This window comes from Ferriphaselus amnicola (assembly GCF_000974685.2).
Classification (GTDB): domain Bacteria; phylum Pseudomonadota; class Gammaproteobacteria; order Burkholderiales; family Gallionellaceae; genus Ferriphaselus; species Ferriphaselus amnicola.
Window position 1 is genome coordinate 102,306 of the sequence record NZ_AP018738.1, and the last position, 17,360, is coordinate 119,665.

The window sequence follows — 17,360 nt, forward strand, 5'->3', positions numbered from 1 at the left end:
GTAAATTCAAGGGACGGGGTCGTAACCGCCGTCGTTCCACGGGTTGCAACGCAACACCCGTTTGATAGCCAGCCAAGCACCGCGCAACGCGCCATGTTTCTCCACCGCCTCGCTGGCATAGCACGAACAGCTGGGAGTAAAACGACACGACGGCGGAAACATCGGACTGATCGCATACTGGTAGCCGCGTATCAGTTTGAGCAGTAGCCAGCGCATCACGCCTGCACCGCCTGAAACAATTGCGTGAGCGACTCTCGACACTCTGCTACCGCTTCACGCCGCACGGGACGACGCACTCGCACCACTACGTCCAGCGCGCACTCGACGGGAAAGAGTTGCCGAAAGGCTTCTCGCACCGTCCGCTTGGCCAGATTGCGTGCCACGGCGGTCGGCATCACCCGTTTGCTGGCGACGATACCGAGGCGGGAAACTCCCACCTCATTCGCTCGCTGGTAAATCACAAAACACTTGTTGGGCAAGCCCTTGCCGACCATCACCGCGTTAAATTCAACGCGTTGGCGCAAGCGGCGCTCGCCCGGAAAATCGAGACTTTCCTTAGACGGCAAGACGTGCGCGGCCCTTGGCACGACGTGCACGAATGACAGCACGGCCACCCTTGGTTTTCATGCGAACCAGAAAACCGTGAGTGCGCTTTCTCTTGGTGACGGAAGGTTGGTATGTACGTTTCATTTGGAGACTCCTGTGGCGAATTGTAAAAAAGCGCGCAATTACAATGCCTGAGCGACTTTCTGTCAAGCTGTTTGTGCTTGAAAAGACAAGGAACACGGCAGCTGGCTATAATCCGCGCCATGCTCGAACACATCGAAAAACCCGCATTTTCCGCTGAACTGGAAGCCCGTCTTCAACTCGTCGCTGACAGCTTCCACCGCCTCACCGGACGCACTCTGGTCGAGCCTAGCCGTGACGAAACCTTAACTGACGCGCTATGGAACGCCCCGCGAGCCATTCTCGCCCACGGCACTGAAGCCGACCCTGTGTTCTTCTACGGCAACCGGCTCACGCTGCAACTGTTCGAGCTGGATTTCGTCACCTTCACCGAGTTGCCATCGCGTTTTTCCGCCGAGCCGTTGGCACGCGAAGCGCGGGCAAAACTGCTGAAACGAGTGACGCAGCACGGCTACATCGACGATTACTCTGGCGTGCGCATCTCCAGCAGCGGCCAGCGTTTCCTCATCGAACGTGTCACCGTATGGAATCTGCTGGATGCAACGGGAAATCACCACGGCCAAGCGGCCACCTTCACCGACTGGACCTCAATGCCCTGAAGGCTTGCCCTCTGTAACGATACGGCGATTGATCGCTCGCCGCTCATCCTCACTTAACTCTGGCCAGCGCGTGATCTCCTCGAACGTGCGCAAACAACTTCGACACACATCATCCCCCAGCGCAGTCGTGCAATGCCCGACGCAAGGGCAATCAGCGGAAACATCAGGGGCAACGTGAGTGCGGTATGTGTGCATGGGGCGCGATTATAGAGGCTACCCAGCGGCGGGCTCAGTCAATCGCGCCACCATCTTCCGCACACGCGGTGCGACCACCAAAACGGTGGGAAACGCGATCGGCCAAGCCGAGGTGAACCCTTTGAACCACTGCCGGAAGAACTCCGGTGAATAGCCTTGGTTCACAAACAATACCGTGCCCGAGATCACCGTCACCATGATGGCCGACAACATGCCGCCGAATAGAATGTTGGCGTACTTCGCTGGAATGCGCATAAATCCTCCTGTCGGCTATGTTAACAAGCCGCGCAGTAGGCCGGAAAGAAAAAAGACTGCCGATTTGCTGCGGCGCAACCTCGCACAAACTAAGGCCGCGTCGCGACTTCCAACTGCGTCAGCCAAACCAGCGCCGCTTCGCTTGACTCGCCGCACATCTCCGCCGAAGGCTGCAATCCGCCACAGAAATCGGGCCGCTCAGGCAGACCGAACACCTTGCAGCGCAACTCGTCATCAAGCTGCACACACGGCACCCCGGCAGGCTTGCCATCCGGCATCCCCGGCAAGGGCGAAGTGATCGAAGGCGCGATGCAGCAAGCGGCGCAGGAGGGGCGGCAAAACAGGATCTTCATGTTGTTATGGTAAACGCTACTCAGCCTTAAGAAAAACTGTTTTGCCGCGGTGCGAGAAAGGCTATTCTTCAGAGATCATCATGACGATCATCCAAGAAAATGTTGCGAGCATATTACTCAGCATCAATTGCAGACTTTCTGCAGGCTTCAACTGACGAAGTATTGGGAAAGCTGTCCCGCAACAATGACTTTGCCCTCATTCATACCCAGCGCGATGCATGGGTTGCTCAAATAGATATATTAAACAGTATCTTAGATGGTCGTGAGGGATCAATATATTTTGAATATTCCATCCCGCGAATGGGGCGAAGGATTGACGCGGTTTTGCTAATCGGTCCAGTGATATTTGTCATTGAATTTAAGGTCGGAGAAAAAACACATACCAGCTATGCATTTGACCAAGTCTTCGACTATGCACTGGACTTAAAGAATTTTCATGAATCAAGCCATGAACAATATATCGCGCCTGTATTGGTAGCGACTGAGGCCGGAATATCCCCCATATCTGTTGAAATCACTCCGCAAAACGACAAATTGATATTTCCTTTGAAATCGAACAAGGAACAATTAGGGGCGGTGATAAACGCGGTACTTCGCTTTGTTGGGGAGGGGAAGCTCGATGTCGCTGAGTGGGAGGCAGGTCGCTATTGCCCAACTCCAACAATTATTGAGGCAGCGATGGCCTTGTATAACAATCATGCCGTTGCCGATATTACGAGGTCTGATGCTGGCGCAACCAATTTGAGACTCACGTCTTCTGCAATATCCGAAGTCATTCAACGTTCGAAGGAAAGGTCTCAAAAAGCGCTTTGCTTTGTGACAGGCGTGCCGGGGGCAGGGAAAACCTTGGTGGGGATTGATGTGGCAACAAAGCACTCCGAGGCGAAAGACGATCTATATAGCGTCTATTTGTCAGGCAATGGCCCTCTAGTGAAAATTCTTTGTGAAGCGCTCGCTCGCGATAAGGTATCTCGCGGAAAAAGCAGGGGCGACCGCGTAAAAATCGGGGAGGCAAGAAGCGCGGTAAAGTCCTTTATACAAAATGTTCATCACTTCAGGGATGACTGTTTGCAGGACTCAAGCGCGGCACCGATCGAGCATGTGGCAATTTTTGATGAAGCACAACGAGCATGGAATCTTGAGCAGACCTCTTCATTTATGCGACGCAAGAAGAATCACCCAAACTTTAACCAATCTGAACCGGAGTTCTTAATTTCGTGCATGGGTAGACATAAAGATTGGGCGACCATAGTTTGTCTCGTAGGGGGAGGTCAAGAAATCAATACAGGCGAGGCCGGAATTGGTGAATGGATTAATTCAATAACCCGCTCTTTCCCTGATTGGCACGTCTATGTTTCTTCGCGTCTGACTGATAGTGAGTATCAAGCTGGTGAAGCTCTAAAGCGGATAGAGTCACACGCCAACGTGAATTTCTTGGATGAGCTGCATCTGGGTGTATCCATGCGCTCTTTCCGGGCGGAAGATGTTTCTTTGTTAGTGAAGCAGTTGCTTGATATAGATATTGATTCGGCTAAACGTACTTATCACAACATCAAGGCGCGCTATCCAATCGTAATTACCAGAGACGTAGGAAAGGCAAAGGCTTGGCTTAAGCATCAAGCACGAGGCAGTGAGCGCTATGGAATCGTTGTGTCGTCTCAGGCAGAGCGGCTGAAACCTCATGCAATTGATGTTAAATCTCCAATGGACCCCGTGAACTGGTTCCTAAATGAAAAGGACGACGTTCGCTCCTCTTACTACTTGGAAGATGTTGCAACGGAATTCCACGTGCAAGGGCTTGAACTCGATTGGTCTTGTGTAACGTGGGATGCGGATTTCCGTTATACAAAAAGTGGCTGGAGTCATCATTCGTTTCGTGGGAACGGCTGGAACAGGATCAATAAAGATGAGCGAAAGCAGTATTTGAAAAATGCTTACCGAGTGCTGATGACCAGAGCGAGGCAAGGAATGGTATTGGTCGTGCCTTCGGGGGACATTGAAGACCACACCCGAAGCCCACAGTACTATGACGGAACCTTCAATTACTTGAAGGAAATTGGATTTGCTGAAATCTGAGGACAAAATCTCAATGCAAGGTTCAGAAATATCGCCGGCGCCTCCAGATTATTTCATCATGTCCGACCAGCCTGATACCTGCGGATACTGTGGCTCGCGCCTAGAGTTTATTGAATTGAAGGAGATAGAAGGCGAGAAAGTATTTGTTAACGAATGCTTAGGTTGCAAACGCCAAATACTAATGGTTGAAAAATAAACGGGCCGCAATGCGGCCCGTTTGTTCTACAGAGTGCGAAATGACTTACGCCTTGTGATAAACCTCTGCCCCCTGTTTCACGAACTCGATCGATTTCACTTCCATACCTTTTTCCAGCGCGGCTTGTTCGGAGATGCCTTCTTGCGCGGCGAAGTCGCGGACATCTTGCGAGATCTTCATCGAGCAGAAGTGGGGGCCGCACATGGAGCAGAAGTGGGCGACTTTCGCGGAGTCCTTGGGTAGGGTCTCGTCGTGGAATTCACGGGCGCGGTCGGGGTCGAGGCCGATGTTGAACTGGTCTTCCCAGCGGAACTCGAAGCGCGCTTTGCTCATGGCGTTGTCGCGGATCTGCGCGCCGGGGTGGCCCTTGGCGAGGTCGGCGGCGTGGGCGGCGATCTTGTAGGCGATGATACCTTCCTTGACGTCGGCCTTGTTGGGCAAGCCTAAATGCTCTTTGGGTGTGACGTAACACAGCATGGCGGTGCCGAACCAGCCGATCATCGCAGCACCGATGGCGCTGGTGATGTGGTCGTAGCCGGGGGCGATGTCCATAGTCAGCGGGCCGAGCGTATAGAAGGGTGCTTCGTGGCACCACTTCAGTTGCAAGTCCATGTTCTCTTTGATCATGTGCATCGGCACGTGGCCGGGGCCTTCGATCATCACTTGCACGTCGTGCTTCCACGCGATCTGCGTCAGCTCGCCCAACGTCTTGAGTTCACCGAGCTGCGCTTCGTCGTTGGCATCATAGATCGAGCCGGGACGCAGGCCGTCGCCGAGGCTGAAGGTCACGTCATATGCCTTCATGATCTCGCAGATCTCTTCAAAGTGGGTGTAGAGGAAGTTCTCCTTGTGATGCGCCAAACACCATTTCGCCATAATGGAGCCGCCGCGCGACACGATGCCGGTCATGCGCTTCGCAGTCATCGGGATATAGCGCAGCAGCACGCCGGCGTGAATGGTGAAATAGTCCACGCCCTGCTCGGCCTGCTCGATCAGCGTGTCGCGGAAAATTTCCCAGGTCAGGTCTTCGGCCTTGCCGTTGACCTTTTCCAGCGCCTGATAGATCGGCACGGTGCCGATGGGCACGGGCGAGTTGCGGATGATCCATTCGCGTGTTTCGTGGATGTGCTTGCCGGTGGAAAGATCCATCACCGTGTCGCCGCCCCAGCGGATGGCCCAAGTCATCTTCTCGACTTCTTCTTGGATGCTGGAGCCCAGCGCCGAGTTGCCGATGTTGGCGTTGATCTTCACTAAGAAATTGCGGCCGATGATCATCGGCTCGATCTCAGGATGGTTGATGTTAGCGGTGATGACGGCACGTCCAGCTGCGACTTCACTGCGCACGAATTCGGGCGTGATCTGCTTGGGCATGGGCGAACCGAAGTTCTCGCCGGGGTGCTGTTGCAGCATCATGTCGGACTGGCCATCGCGCTTTTGATTCTCACGGATGGCGATGTACTCCATCTCCGGCGTGATGATGCCCTGACGCGCATAGTGCATCTGGGTGACGTTAGCGCCCGCTTTCGCGCGACGTGGCGCACGGCTGAGATTGAAGCGCATCGCGGCAAGCTCGGGGTCGTTCAGTCGTTGTTGGCCGTAGTCGGACGTGAGTTGGCTCAGGGTCTCGGTGTCGCCGCGCTCGACGATCCAGCTTTCGCGCATGGGCGCAAGGCCGGAACGGATGTCGATCTGCACGGCCGGATCGGTGTAGGGGCCGGAGCAGTCATAGACGTGGATCGGTGGATTGGTCTCAACGCCGTGACTCAGGCGCGTGTCAGACAGGGTGATTTCGCGCATCGGCACGCGAAGGTCGGGACGGGAGCCTTGCACATAGACCTTGCGCGAGTTGGGCAAAGGCTTGATCGCTGCCTCATCGACGTGGGCTAGCTCATTCAGGAATTGGGGATTGGCGTTCATTTGATGCTCCAATAAAACGCAGGGGCATCAGCAGGTGCTGGCGCTTCCCTACGACGGCATGATCCGTACAGGTTCAAAGGGTGTTTCTCACTTCACCGATCACGGCGAAGACCCCCACGCAAGCGCCGCAAGTTACTGGAAAGTCGCAGCAAAAGCAAGCACAGCGGATTGAGCAAGGGCGGCGGCCTTGCTATACTCCGCCGCTCAAAACATAACCAACGCCACAGGGACAGGGGATGAACAACATGGAACAAGCTCGATTCAACATGGTGGAACAACAGATCCGGCCTTGGGATGTGCTGGATGGTCGCGTGCTCGACCTGCTCAAGAAGCTGCGCCGCGAACATTTCGTCCCCGCCGACAAGCAAGCCTTGGCCTTTATGGATATGGAAATTCCGCTGGGGCACGGTGTCACCATGTGGCAACCCAAGCTGGAAGCGCGCGCTGCTCAAGAGCTGCGCCTGAAAAGCTCGGATCGTGTACTGGAAATCGGCACCGGCAGTGGCTACCTGACCGCCTTGCTGGCGAACTTGGCTAATCACGTCACCAGCGTTGAAATCAATGCTGAATTGAGCGCCAATGCCGCGCACACGCTGGCATCCCACCATATTGACAATGTCAAACTGGAAGTCGGCGATGCCGCTCAGGGCTGGAATGGCAGCTACGATGCCATCGTGCTAACTGGCTCCGTTCCCGTGTTGCCTGAGGCGTTTCAAAATGCGCTGAACATCGGTGGCCGCCTGTTCGCCATCGTCGGCGACGCGCCGCTGATGCAAGCCAAACTCATCACTTGTGTTGCGCCAGGGGTGTTCGAGAGCGTCACTTTGTTTGAAACCAGTGTCGCCTCGTTGCAAAACGCCGTACAACCGGAACGGTTCGCGTTTTAACTTTGCGCTGGACTGGCCTCGGCAAGCAACGGGAGTTGCATCATTTGACTCTTGCAAAGGTTGAATTAAATGAGGCGTTCGTTTGTGTTGCTCCGCGTTGATCGTATGATTCTGCGATTCGCATTTTAACTGTCGAAATTCATGAAAATCGCCATCGCCGGAACCGGCTACGTCGGCCTTTCCAACGCTATTCTGCTGTCGCAGCATCACGAAGTGGTTGCGCTGGACATCGTTCCCGAGAAGGTGGCGATGCTCAACCGCAAGCAATCGCCGATCGAAGATGTTGAGATCGAGCACTACCTAGCGCACAAGACACTTAACTTCAAGGCCACGCTGGACAAGGTCGAGGCCTACACCGGTGCCGACTACATCATCATCGCCACCCCAACGGACTACGATCCCGAGACCAACTACTTCAACACAAAATCGATTGAAGCCGTGATCAAGGACGTGATGGCCATCAACCCGCGCGCGGTGATGATCATCAAATCCACCGTCCCCGTCGGCTACACCGCCAAAACCCGCGCGCAATTCACGGAGCATGTAGCACTCGGCATTCAGCACTCAGAACTCGTAACTTGCAATTTAATCTTCTCGCCTGAATTCCTGCGCGAAGGTCGCGCCTTGCACGATAACCTGCATCCCTCACGCATCGTCGTGGGCGAGCGTTCCGAGCGCGCCAAAGTTTTCGCAGGGTTACTGCAACAAGGTGCTGTCAAACAAGACATCCCTGTTTTGTTCACCGACAGCACCGAAGCCGAAGCCATCAAGCTGTTCGCCAATACCTTCTTGGCCATGCGCGTCGCCTACTTCAACGAACTCGACACCTACGCTGCCACCCACGGTCTGGATACCAAACAGATCATCGAAGGCGTCTGCCTCGACCCGCGCATTGGCGACCACTACAACAACCCCTCGTTCGGCTACGGCGGCTACTGCCTGCCGAAAGACACCAAGCAACTGCTGGCGAACTACAACGACGTGCCGCAAAACATCGTGCAGGCCATCGTGGACTCCAATACCACCCGCAAAGACTTCATTGCCGCAGAGATACTGAAAAAGCTCGCCAGCGACAGCGCACCCCGCACGCAGCACGCAGCACTCAGTCCCCAGCACTCGGTTGTCGGCATCCATAGACTGGTGATGAAGAGCGGCTCAGACAACTTCCGCGCCTCCAGCATCCAAGGCATCATGAAGCGCATCAAAGCCAAGGGCGTGGAGGTCATCGTGTATGAGCCTGCACTGAAAGAAACTCACTTCTTCAACTCGCGTGTAGTGAACGACTTGGCGCAGTTCAAGCGGGAGGCGAACATTATCGTGGCGAATCGCATGGCTGACGATATCAAAGATGTAGCGGAGAAAGTCTATAGCCGTGATTTATTCGGTGCTGATTGACCTCGTGTTTGCACATGGCCGCGACGGAATCGAATCGTTAGTAACTCAATGCTGGCCAAGAGCGGTGTTGCCTTGGCCGAGTGAGGAGTGCCAGTCGTGACGCTCAGAAAGAACATCGTGGCGAATTACATCGGCACTGGGGTCGTTGCCCTAGCTCCGATACTTGCGTTGCCTTGGTATCTTGCCGCACTTGGCCCTAAACAGTTTGGCTTAGTTAGTTTCGTGGCGATGCTACAGGCCCTGTTGGGATTGCTTGATGCTGGGATGAGCCAATCCTTAGCCCGAGAGTTCACGCTATGTGAGAGTGCACATCAGAGAGGGACTCAAGGGGCTGCAACCCTATTGCGCAGTTTTGAGCGTGTCTACTGGATATTCGCAATGCTTGCCATGTGTCTGATTCTGCCCTTTTCGGGGGTATTGGCAAGCAACTGGCTGGAACTAAGTGGTTTGCCTGCGGAGGTTGGGCAGTGGGCAGTTTACGGAGCTGGGGCGATTTTTGCGGCCCAGTTCCCTGGCTCACTTTATCGAAGTGCGCTCATCGGTACGCAATCGCAAGTCGAACTTAATGTTGTGATGTCCATCTCTGCACTCCTGAAACATATCGGAGGGATCGTTATCGTCAATGTTTGGCCGACTCTGCCAGCATATTTAATATGGTTTGTCATAGTGACGCTGCTGGAAACTTTGTTTCGGGCGAGATTGGCATGGAAAGCGATTGGTGGTGGGCGCAATCATGTGGTTTGGAGCACAGGGGTCGTGCTGAAAATGATGCCACTGGTCGTTAGTCTGTCTGGCGCTACGATATTGGGAGCGCTGACTATCCAGATGGACAAAATCATCCTTAGTAAAATGGTCAGTGTCGAGCTGTTTGGTTATTATTCGATAGCTTGGTCGATAGCGATCGGAGTATTGCAACTCATCTATCCCGTCATGAATGCAGCGTTGCCCAAGGTAGTTAACATGCGTGATGATTTCGAAGCGTTGCGTTCGTTTTGTGCAAAGTTGACCGTCGTAGTCATGCTGGTGGTGGTGGTCGGTGGCGGGATATTTTATTTCATGGGGGTTTGGTTGCTGGAAAGGTGGTTAAATAATCCGGTGGCGGTTGCTTATATCTATGCGCCATTGTCCGTGTTGTTGATAGGAACTGCTATGCATGCAATTTGGAACATAGGCTATCTTGTTTGGCTGGCTAATGGCAAGGCCAACAATGCTTTGTTCTCCAATGCATTTACGCTCGTTTTGTCAGTGGTGTTTTCCCCTGCATTAATCACGCGATATGGCTTAGTGGGTGCTGCGTTCGGATGGCTAATGATGAATGTGGCGGGGACTGCGCTTAGCTTTGGCTGGTTAAAGCGCAAACGCCTTTCGGTGGAATGAAAGCTCAGGAGCTAATTTGTTGGTGAAGACGGGGATTGTTGATTTTGCCAGAAACACCAAACGCAAAATGTGGTGGGTGGCGATACGTTTGTTGCCGGCCAATCTTTATACTTTGGCGAGATTTGCCCTGTTTGGTCGCTTTTTCCTCACTAGTTGCTTTGGAGTGGGATTCCAGTGTCATGGATATCGGCGAGTAAAGCTTGGTGCAGATGTACTCATTGGAAATTATGTCAGGTTTCAGGCTATTGACATTCATGTTGGGGCGCACTCCCAGATTGGACATAATAATTACCTCTACGGAGATATTCACATAGGGAGTCATTTCATGTCGGGTCCCAATGTTTGTATCATGGCGGGGAATCATGGCATGGACGTGAATGGAGTTCCCATGGTCAATCAGGCTACGACAACCAAAGGGATTCGCATTGGAAATGATGTATGGGTTGGTTGTAATGTAGCTATCCTTGATGGTATCTCCATTGGAGATGGCGCTATTATTGGCGCTGGCTCGGTGGTTCGTCAGAGTGTCGAGCCATTTGCAATATACGCTGGGAACCCGGCTAGGAAGATCAGAGTCCGTTGAGAGTAGGTAAGGAGAGTCCGTTGAAAGGCATCAAAGAAGGCGTTAAGGAATTACTAAAAGTAAATGTCAATGAACGGCAGAGGGGTGTGTGGCTGGCGAAGACTCTGGGCGAACTACCTAGCGGCCTCCGTATACTTGATGCCGGAGCGGGTGAGTTGCGCAACAAACCGCTGTGCGCCCATTTTGATTACGTGTCACAGGACGTTTGCCAGTATGAGGGGAGCGGTGATGCAAAGGGACTTCAGACGGGGGTTTGGGATACCAGTCGGATAGATATCATCTGCGACATCGTCGATATACCAGAGCCGAGCTCATCGTTCGATGTCATCCTTTGTAGCGAGGTATTTGAACATTTGCCGGATGCAACAAAAGCACTGGACGAATTTGCAAGGCTACTCAAGCCGGGCGGGAGGTTGATCACGACAGCGCCCTTCGCATCACTCGTTCACTTTGCTCCCTATCACTATGCGACGGGGTTCAGTCGCTACTGGTATGAATATCATCTGCCGAACAAGGGATTCGACATCAGTGAGCTGACCGCCAATGGTGACTGGTTCGCTTATGCGCGGCAGGAGGTGATGCGACTGCCCTCTATGGCAAGAAGGGAGAAAGATTGGTGTTGGCCTCTCGCCTATCTGACGTCCGGACTCTCGTTGCTGTATTTTGTCTTACGTGGGAATCGTCATGAAAGTGACGATGTGGCGTGCTTTGGTTGGCATTGTGTTGCTATCAAACGATGAATGAGGGCAGTTAAATGCGTGCTTTACTAAAGAGATATCTGTCACCGGCAACTCGGAACCGGATTCGTTCGATGCAGCCATCGTTTATGTTCAGGCGGATATCTTTTTCGCAATGCGGGGAAGACCTGTTGGTGGTTTTTTTGCTCGACCTGATTTGTGGGGCTCGCCCCAAACGTTATTTGGATGTGGGGGCGAACCACCCATATCACCTATCTAATACGGCGTTGCTTTCCGCTAGGGGCGGAACAGGAATAGTAGTAGAGCCAGACCCTTATTTTGCAAACCTATTACGCAAAGCTCGGCCAAAAGATCGAGTTCTTGAGGAAGGCGTACACTTCTCGGGAGAGGCTAGGGCGGAGTTTTTCATTCTGGATTCGCCGACCTTGAATACCTTTTCTCGCCATGAGATGGAGCGCTATGTATCTATGGGGCATCGACTCGAAAAGACGCTGTCTGTGAGGCTCAGGGGAATCAATGAGATACTGGAAATGGCGGGAGATCTTGATTTCATGAATCTGGATATCGAAGGGCTGGACAAAACGATCCTAGAGCAGATCGACTGGGACAAATATCGCCCTGCTTGCATATGTGTGGAAACGATCACTTACGAGACCCGACAGGAGCCACGAAAATTGACGGATATCGTCGAGTTTATGCAAGCTCATGACTACATGCTGTATGCGGATACATTCATCAACTCGATCTTTGTCGATCGTCGACAATGGCAGGCGCGCTGGGAGCGGGGCTGAACAGTGATTATCAGTCAAATCATCGGCGGACTTGGCAACCAGATGTTCCAGTTCGCTGCTGGACGTGCCTTGTCGCTCGAGCGGGGATTGGCACTGAAGCTCGATACCGCCGGTTTTACGGGTTACGGTTTGCATCAGGGCTTTGAGTTACAGAACGTCTTTGGCGGGTCTATTGCGCTATCTTCCGAGGTTGAGGTGCGTGATATTCTGGGCTGGCAGGCTGTTCCAAGCATCCGGCGCATCGTGGCGCGACCGGCTATGACTTGGCTGCGAAGAGCTGGATTTATTGTCGAGCCGCACTTTCACTACTGGTCTGGTTTGTCTGCGGTGCCTAACGATAGTTATCTGCAAGGCTACTGGCAGTCAGAGCATTACTTCAGAAAGTTTGAGGCAACGATACGTGACGATTTTACCTTCCAGTCGCCGTTGGGCCTTCAGAATGCCGAATGGGCGGCGCATATCGCCGGATGCAATGCGGTCAGTCTGCATATCCGTCGGGGAGATTATGTTGCCAATGCCAAGACCCATGCCAATCACGGAGTTTGCTCGTTGGAGTATTACCGTTCAGCGATCCGCATGATGGGCGAGCGAGTAGCGCACCCAGAGTTCTTCGTATTCTCGGATGATATGCCGTGGGTGCAGGCGAACCTTCAGGTGGATGCCCCCTGTCACTTCATCGCGCACAACCGGGGTGCGGAAAGCTATAACGACATGCGGCTGATGAGTTTGTGTCGCCATCACATCATCGCCAACAGCTCATTTAGCTGGTGGGGGGCTTGGCTGAATGCCCGCGCCGACAAGCTGGTGATCGCACCGCGCAATTGGTTTGCCAACGATAACCGCACGGACGACCTTTTCCCCGCAGGGTGGGTGCGGCTGTGAGCCAAACGCCGATGATCACCGTGGCCATGCCGATCTTCAATGCCGGCCAGTATTTGCGGGCTGCGGTGCTTTCTATCGTTCGGCAGACGTACCAAGATTGGGAGCTGCTGCTCATCGATGATGGATCAACCGATCAGGCGCTGGAGTCTATTCGCGACATTTGCGATTCGCGCATACATATCCAGCAGGATGGGCGTAACAAGGGGCTTGCAACGCGTCTGAACGAGGCGATAGATATGGCACGGGGACGTTATTTTGCGCGAATGGATCAGGACGATGTTTCGTATCCTGAGCGTTTCGCCAAGCAAGTGGCTATGTTGGAGCGAGACCCACAGCTGGATTTATTGGGCGTGCGCGCTGCTAAGATCTCCATGGACGACCGGTCGGTCGGAAATCTTCCCTTCATGCAAACCCATGAGCAGATATGTGCCCGTCCTTGGCTGGGTTTCTATCTGCCCCACCCCACTTGGATGGGGCGCATCGAGTGGTTTCGCCGTCACCGCTACGCATCCCCAGCCCCCTATCTTTGCGAGGATCAGGAGTTATTGCTACGCAGCCATGCGGATAGCCGGTTCGCCACATTGCCTGAAGTACTGTTTGCCTATCGGGTGCGAGACCATATCCAGCCCGGCAAGCAATTGAGAATCCGCTGGTCGGTGTTGAAGATGCAGCTGCGTCACTTTTGGTCAGTTGGCGATGTCTGGTCGGCGCTCCTTTCCCTGTCGGTGTTCCTAGCGAGAGTCGCGCGGGACGGTATCGCATCCTGCCTTTTCACTCGCAGCATGGTATCTGGCCGCTCCCCGATCGGGAAAGGCGAAGAGATGCAATGGGCGGAGGTGCATGCCGGACTAGCGGACGATGCCAACAGAAGGGAGGCGGAATGAAGGTTTGTCTGGTTGTTTCTAGCCCGATGACGGTGACCGCCTTCCTGCAACAGCCGATACGCAAGCTGGCCACAGCATTCGAGGTGAGCGTGGTGGCCAACCTGACGCTTGGCGCATCCATTCCGGCCTTGGACGGGGTGGCGACAGTGCTGCCTGTGAGCATCGAACGGCAGATATCCCCGTGGCGCGACTTGCTGGCTTTGTGGTGTTTGACGCAGATGTTTCGTCAGCAGCAATTCGATGTGGTGCATTCGGTCACGCCCAAGGCTGGGCTGATCGCCATGCTCGCGGCTCGTCTGGCGGGGACGCCGGTGCGCATCCACATCTACACTGGGCAGGTGTGGGTCACGCAGCGCGGGGCGTTCCGTTGGCTGCTGAAGAGCATGGATAAGCTGATAGCCCGGCTAGCGACGAAGGTGCTGGCGGACAGCGCTTCGCAACGCCAGTTTCTGCTGGATGAGGGCGTGGTCACGGCGGAACAATCCAGCGTGCTGGCTTGTGGCTCGATCTCGGGCGTGGATATCGCGCGCTTCCGCCCGGACGCAGCAGTGCGCGCCCGCATCCGGCAGGAGCTGGGCATCCCGCAGGACGACCTAGTGTTTCTGTTCCTCGGGCGGCTCAATCGGGACAAGGGCGTGCTCGACCTGGCCCGCGCCTTTGCCGGTATTGCGGAAGACTACCCTGATGCGCACCTGCTGCTGGTCGGCCCCGACGAAGGGAACCTACTCCCGGCGCTGGCCGAGCTGACAGCAGGCTGCGCTGCGCAGGTGCATCAGGTCGGCTATGCCGCGCGTCCCGAAGATTACATGGCTGCCGCCGACGTATTTTGTCTGCCCAGCTACCGCGAGGGCTTTGGCACGGTCGTCATCGAAGCGGCGGCGGCGGGCATCCCGGCGATCGCCACGCGCATCTATGGCGTGGTGGATGCCGTGGAAGAGGGGCGCACCGGTTTGCTTTGCCCGCCGCGCGACATCGCAGCCTTGCAGGCCTGCTTGTGCGAGATGGCGGATGACCCAGCGCGCCGTCTCCAGTTGGGAGCACAGGCGCGATTGCGGGCGCAGGCCGACTTCAGTAGCGAGACGGTGGCGACGGCTTGGCTGGATTATTACCGCAGGTTGCTGACATGAAGCGCGGGTTCGACTTCACGGTGGCGCTGCTACTGTTGCTGCTGCTGTGGCCACTGATCTTGCTGGTGGCGTTGCTCATCGCTTGGCGGTTGGGCACGCCGGTGGTGTTCGCCCAGCAGCGTCCCGGTCTGCATGGTCGCCCGTTCGTTATCTACAAGTTCCGTACAATGACCTCGGCTACAGACGCCTACGGAGAGTTACTGCCGGATTCTGAGCGCCTCACTCCTTTGGGCAAGATGATCCGCAAGCTCAGTCTGGATGAGTTGCCGCAGTTGCTCAATGTGCTGAAGGGCGAACTGAGTCTGGTCGGGCCGCGTCCGCTGCTGATGGAGTATCTGCCGCTATACTCGCCGGAGCAGGCGCGCCGCCACGAGGTGACGCCGGGCATCACTGGCTGGGCGCAGGTGAACGGGCGTAATGCGATCAGCTGGGAAGACAAGTTTCGTCTGGATGTCTGGTACGTGGATCACCTGTCGTTCTGGCTGGACATGAAGATACTGGGGCTGACAGTGTTGAAGGTGGTGCGTTCCGAGGGCGTCAGTCATGCGGGGCACGTCAGCATGGAAAAATTCACGGGGAGTCGGAAATGAGCGGCTTGTTGATCATAGGCGCGGGTGGACATGGCAAGGTGCTGGCCGAAACGGCGGAAGCCTCGGGACGCTGGACGTGCATCGCATTCCTAGACGACCGCCACGCCGAACTGAATGGCACGTTGCGCTGGCCGGTGCTGGGCGCGCCCGCCGAAGCCAGTCGCTGGCTGGGCGAATACGATGCTGCCGCCATCGCGGTGGGCCACAGCGCCACCCGTCTGCGCCTGCTGGAACTGATGCGGGCGCAGGGGTTTGTTGTGCCGGCCATCGTACATCCCACGGCGTGGGTCAGTTCATCGGCGCGGCTGGGCGAGGGCTGTGTGGTGTTCGCGCAGGCGGTGATCCAAGCCGACGCAGTGCTCGGGCGCGGCGTGATCGTGAATACGTCGGCCAGCGTGGATCACGACTGCCGCATCGGCGACGGCGTACATCTGTGCCCCGGTGCGCGTCTGGCCGGCGAAGTGGTGGTCGGCGCGGCAAGCTGGATCGGCATCGGCAGCTCGGTCATCCAGCAGATCAGCATGGGCGCGCACGTCACCATAGGGGCGGGCGCAGCCGTGGTAGATAATATCGAGGACGGGTGTGTCGCCGTGGGCGTTCCCGCTCGTATCATCAAAAAACAGGAGAGTTGATGCTTGCTATCGAAGGTGGTGCGCCGTTGCGCGCCGTTCCCATGCCCGGCTGGCCGCAGTTCGCGGAGGACGAGATCGCGGCAGTCGCCGAGGTGTTGCGTTCCGGTCGGGTGAACTACTGGACCGGTGATCTGGGCAAACAGTTTGAGCAGGCGTTCGCCCGCTATCACGACATGCCGCACGCCATCGCGTTGGCCAACGGCACGCTGGCGCTGGAGCTGGCCTTGTATGCGCTGGGCATCGGTGCGGGCGACGAGGTCATCGTCCCAGCGCGCACCTTCATTGCCAGCGCTAGTTGCGTGGTGGCGCGCGGTGCGATTCCGGTGGTGGTGGACATCGAGGCGGACAGCCAGAACATCTCGGTCACTGCGGTCGAGGCGGCCATCACGCCGCGCACTCGCGCAATCATTGCGGTGCATCTAGGTGGCTGGCCGTGCGACGTGGAGGCACTGCAGAATCTGGCACTAAGACATAACTTAAAGCTAATCGAAGATTGCGCCCAAGCGGTGGGTGCCGAGTATCGCGGACGTAAAGTCGGCTCATTCGGCGATGCAGCTGCCTTCTCCTTCTGTCAGGACAAGATCATGACCACCGGCGGTGAAGGCGGGATGTTGCTGCTCAAGGACGAAGCCGCCTGGCGGAGCGCATGGGCGTACAAGGATCACGGCAAGGACTACGAGTTGGTCTATCACACGCCACATCCGCCTGGCCACCGCTGGCTGCACACCCGTTTTGGCAGTAACTGGCGACTGACTGAGATGCAGTCGGCCATCGGTTTGCGGCAACTGGAAAAACTACCGGAATGGCTGGCGCAGCGCCGAGCCAACGCCCGGCAACTGACCGAGGGCGTGGCTGGACTACCCGGCGTGCATGTCCCAGTGCGTCCGGAATGGGTCAACGACGCCTATTATCGGCTGCACGCCTTCCTCGAACTTGAGCGCCTGCGCCCGGATTGGTCGCAAGACCGCGTGGTGGCGGCCATCACTGCCGAAGGCGTACCCTGCTTCCACGGCGGCTGTGCCGAGATCTACCGCGAGCAGGCCTTCGCTGGGCTGGTCGATCCGGCGCGGCGGTTACCGAATGCCAAACAGGGCGGCGAGACTAGCCTTGCTTTTCTACTGCATCCAACGCTGGGAGTAGATGAGATGGCTGAAATGGTCGCAGCTATCAGAAAAGTATTGAGTGTCGCAGTAAAGACGTGAAGTGCGTAAAATCCGCCCCTCAATACTCCTAACG

At 55.7% G+C, this 17,360-nt stretch carries 21 protein-coding genes; 14 read left to right on the forward strand and 7 right to left on the reverse strand.

Translation table 11 applies throughout. The features are described from left to right. Window positions 1–6: 6 nt before the first annotated feature. From yidD to rpmH, 3 genes are read right to left on the reverse strand one after another with little or no spacing between them, the layout of a single operon-like run. A complete protein-coding gene (yidD, locus tag OYT1_RS00500) occupies window positions 7–216 on the reverse strand; it encodes a membrane protein insertion efficiency factor YidD (RefSeq protein ID WP_088178188.1) in 210 nt (69 codons plus the stop codon). Next, entirely contained in the window at window positions 216–587 is a 372-nt protein-coding gene (gene rnpA / locus OYT1_RS00505) for a ribonuclease P protein component (protein WP_172588486.1), read from the reverse strand. Before rnpA ends, yidD begins: the two co-directional genes overlap by 1 nt. Then, window positions 556–690: a 50S ribosomal protein L34 gene (gene rpmH, locus OYT1_RS00510; protein ID WP_035383880.1), complete on the reverse strand. Its 135-nt coding sequence runs from the start codon at window positions 688–690 to the stop codon at window positions 556–558. The genes rnpA and rpmH overlap by 32 nt, the downstream gene beginning before the upstream one ends. A 119-nt stretch (window positions 691–809) precedes the next feature. Here rpmH and OYT1_RS00515 point away from each other — a divergent pair, with 119 nt between their 5' ends. Continuing rightward, complete coding sequence (locus OYT1_RS00515) at window positions 810–1,286, forward strand: MEKHLA domain-containing protein (protein WP_062625844.1); 477 nt, start codon at window positions 810–812, stop codon at window positions 1,284–1,286. On the opposite strand, the gene OYT1_RS00520 is transcribed toward OYT1_RS00515, so the two are convergent. From OYT1_RS00520 to OYT1_RS00530, 3 genes are all read right to left on the reverse strand, one after another. Further along, window positions 1,275–1,481: a DUF1289 domain-containing protein gene (locus OYT1_RS00520; RefSeq protein WP_084611908.1), complete on the reverse strand. Its 207-nt coding sequence runs from the start codon at window positions 1,479–1,481 to the stop codon at window positions 1,275–1,277. The genes OYT1_RS00515 and OYT1_RS00520 overlap by 12 nt on opposite strands. 18 nt (window positions 1,482–1,499) lie before the next feature. Next, window positions 1,500–1,736: a DUF2798 domain-containing protein gene (locus OYT1_RS00525; protein WP_062625843.1), complete on the reverse strand. Its 237-nt coding sequence runs from the start codon at window positions 1,734–1,736 to the stop codon at window positions 1,500–1,502. An 89-nt stretch (window positions 1,737–1,825) separates the two neighbouring features. Continuing rightward, window positions 1,826–2,089, reverse strand: coding sequence for a YkgJ family cysteine cluster protein (locus OYT1_RS00530; RefSeq protein ID WP_062625842.1), 264 nt, complete (start codon window positions 2,087–2,089; stop codon window positions 1,826–1,828). Window positions 2,090–2,188: 99 nt separating this feature from the next. On the opposite strand from OYT1_RS00530, the gene OYT1_RS00535 reads away from it, so the two are divergent. After that, window positions 2,189–4,165: a DUF2075 domain-containing protein gene (locus tag OYT1_RS00535; protein WP_062625841.1), complete on the forward strand. Its 1,977-nt coding sequence runs from the start codon at window positions 2,189–2,191 to the stop codon at window positions 4,163–4,165. Window positions 4,166–4,406: 241 nt separating this feature from the next. On the opposite strand, the gene thiC is transcribed toward OYT1_RS00535, so the two are convergent. Further along, window positions 4,407–6,278, reverse strand: coding sequence for a phosphomethylpyrimidine synthase ThiC (gene thiC / locus OYT1_RS00540; protein ID WP_062625840.1), 1,872 nt, complete (start codon window positions 6,276–6,278; stop codon window positions 4,407–4,409). 236 nt (window positions 6,279–6,514) lie between these two features. Here thiC and OYT1_RS00545 point away from each other — a divergent pair, with 236 nt between their 5' ends. The 12 genes from OYT1_RS00545 (at window position 6,515) to OYT1_RS00600 (ending at window position 17,326) form a co-directional block, all read left to right on the forward strand. Beyond that, window positions 6,515–7,165 carry a protein-L-isoaspartate O-methyltransferase family protein gene (locus OYT1_RS00545; RefSeq protein WP_062625839.1) on the forward strand — a complete coding sequence of 217 codons (651 nt, stop codon included), beginning with the start codon at window positions 6,515–6,517 and terminating at the stop codon, window positions 7,163–7,165. A gap of 141 nt (window positions 7,166–7,306) precedes the next feature. Then, entirely contained in the window at window positions 7,307–8,560 is a 1,254-nt protein-coding gene (locus OYT1_RS00550; RefSeq protein WP_062625838.1) for a nucleotide sugar dehydrogenase, read from the forward strand. 96 nt (window positions 8,561–8,656) lie between these two features. Next, window positions 8,657–9,937, forward strand: a complete 1,281-nt coding sequence (locus OYT1_RS00555; protein ID WP_062625837.1) for a lipopolysaccharide biosynthesis protein — start codon at window positions 8,657–8,659, stop codon at window positions 9,935–9,937. 22 nt (window positions 9,938–9,959) lie between these two features. Next, window positions 9,960–10,520 carry an acyltransferase gene (locus OYT1_RS00560; protein WP_197714095.1) on the forward strand — a complete coding sequence of 187 codons (561 nt, stop codon included), beginning with the start codon at window positions 9,960–9,962 and terminating at the stop codon, window positions 10,518–10,520. 20 nt (window positions 10,521–10,540) lie between these two features. Beyond that, the gene (locus OYT1_RS00565) at window positions 10,541–11,260 is read left to right on the forward strand and encodes a class I SAM-dependent methyltransferase (protein WP_197714096.1); all 720 of its coding nucleotides are present in this window, start codon (window positions 10,541–10,543) and stop codon (window positions 11,258–11,260) included. Window positions 11,261–11,331: 71 nt separating this feature from the next. Continuing rightward, window positions 11,332–12,009 (forward strand): FkbM family methyltransferase, encoded by a 678-nt coding sequence (locus OYT1_RS00570; RefSeq protein ID WP_197714097.1) that lies wholly within the window; start codon window positions 11,332–11,334, stop codon window positions 12,007–12,009. A gap of 3 nt (window positions 12,010–12,012) precedes the next feature. Beyond that, window positions 12,013–12,891 (forward strand): alpha-1,2-fucosyltransferase, encoded by an 879-nt coding sequence (locus OYT1_RS00575; RefSeq protein ID WP_062625834.1) that lies wholly within the window; start codon window positions 12,013–12,015, stop codon window positions 12,889–12,891. Next, window positions 12,888–13,775, forward strand: coding sequence for a glycosyltransferase family 2 protein (locus OYT1_RS00580; RefSeq protein WP_145983646.1), 888 nt, complete (start codon window positions 12,888–12,890; stop codon window positions 13,773–13,775). Before OYT1_RS00575 ends, OYT1_RS00580 begins: the two co-directional genes overlap by 4 nt. Beyond that, window positions 13,772–14,902, forward strand: coding sequence for a glycosyltransferase (locus OYT1_RS00585; protein ID WP_062625832.1), 1,131 nt, complete (start codon window positions 13,772–13,774; stop codon window positions 14,900–14,902). The genes OYT1_RS00580 and OYT1_RS00585 overlap by 4 nt, the downstream gene beginning before the upstream one ends. Next, window positions 14,899–15,492, forward strand: a complete 594-nt coding sequence (locus tag OYT1_RS00590) for a sugar transferase (RefSeq protein WP_062625831.1) — start codon at window positions 14,899–14,901, stop codon at window positions 15,490–15,492. Before OYT1_RS00585 ends, OYT1_RS00590 begins: the two co-directional genes overlap by 4 nt. Then, entirely contained in the window at window positions 15,489–16,124 is a 636-nt protein-coding gene (locus OYT1_RS00595; RefSeq protein ID WP_062625830.1) for an acetyltransferase, read from the forward strand. The genes OYT1_RS00590 and OYT1_RS00595 overlap by 4 nt, the downstream gene beginning before the upstream one ends. After that, complete coding sequence (locus OYT1_RS00600; protein ID WP_062625829.1) at window positions 16,124–17,326, forward strand: DegT/DnrJ/EryC1/StrS family aminotransferase; 1,203 nt, start codon at window positions 16,124–16,126, stop codon at window positions 17,324–17,326. The genes OYT1_RS00595 and OYT1_RS00600 overlap by 1 nt, the downstream gene beginning before the upstream one ends. Window positions 17,327–17,360 lie beyond the last annotated feature (34 nt).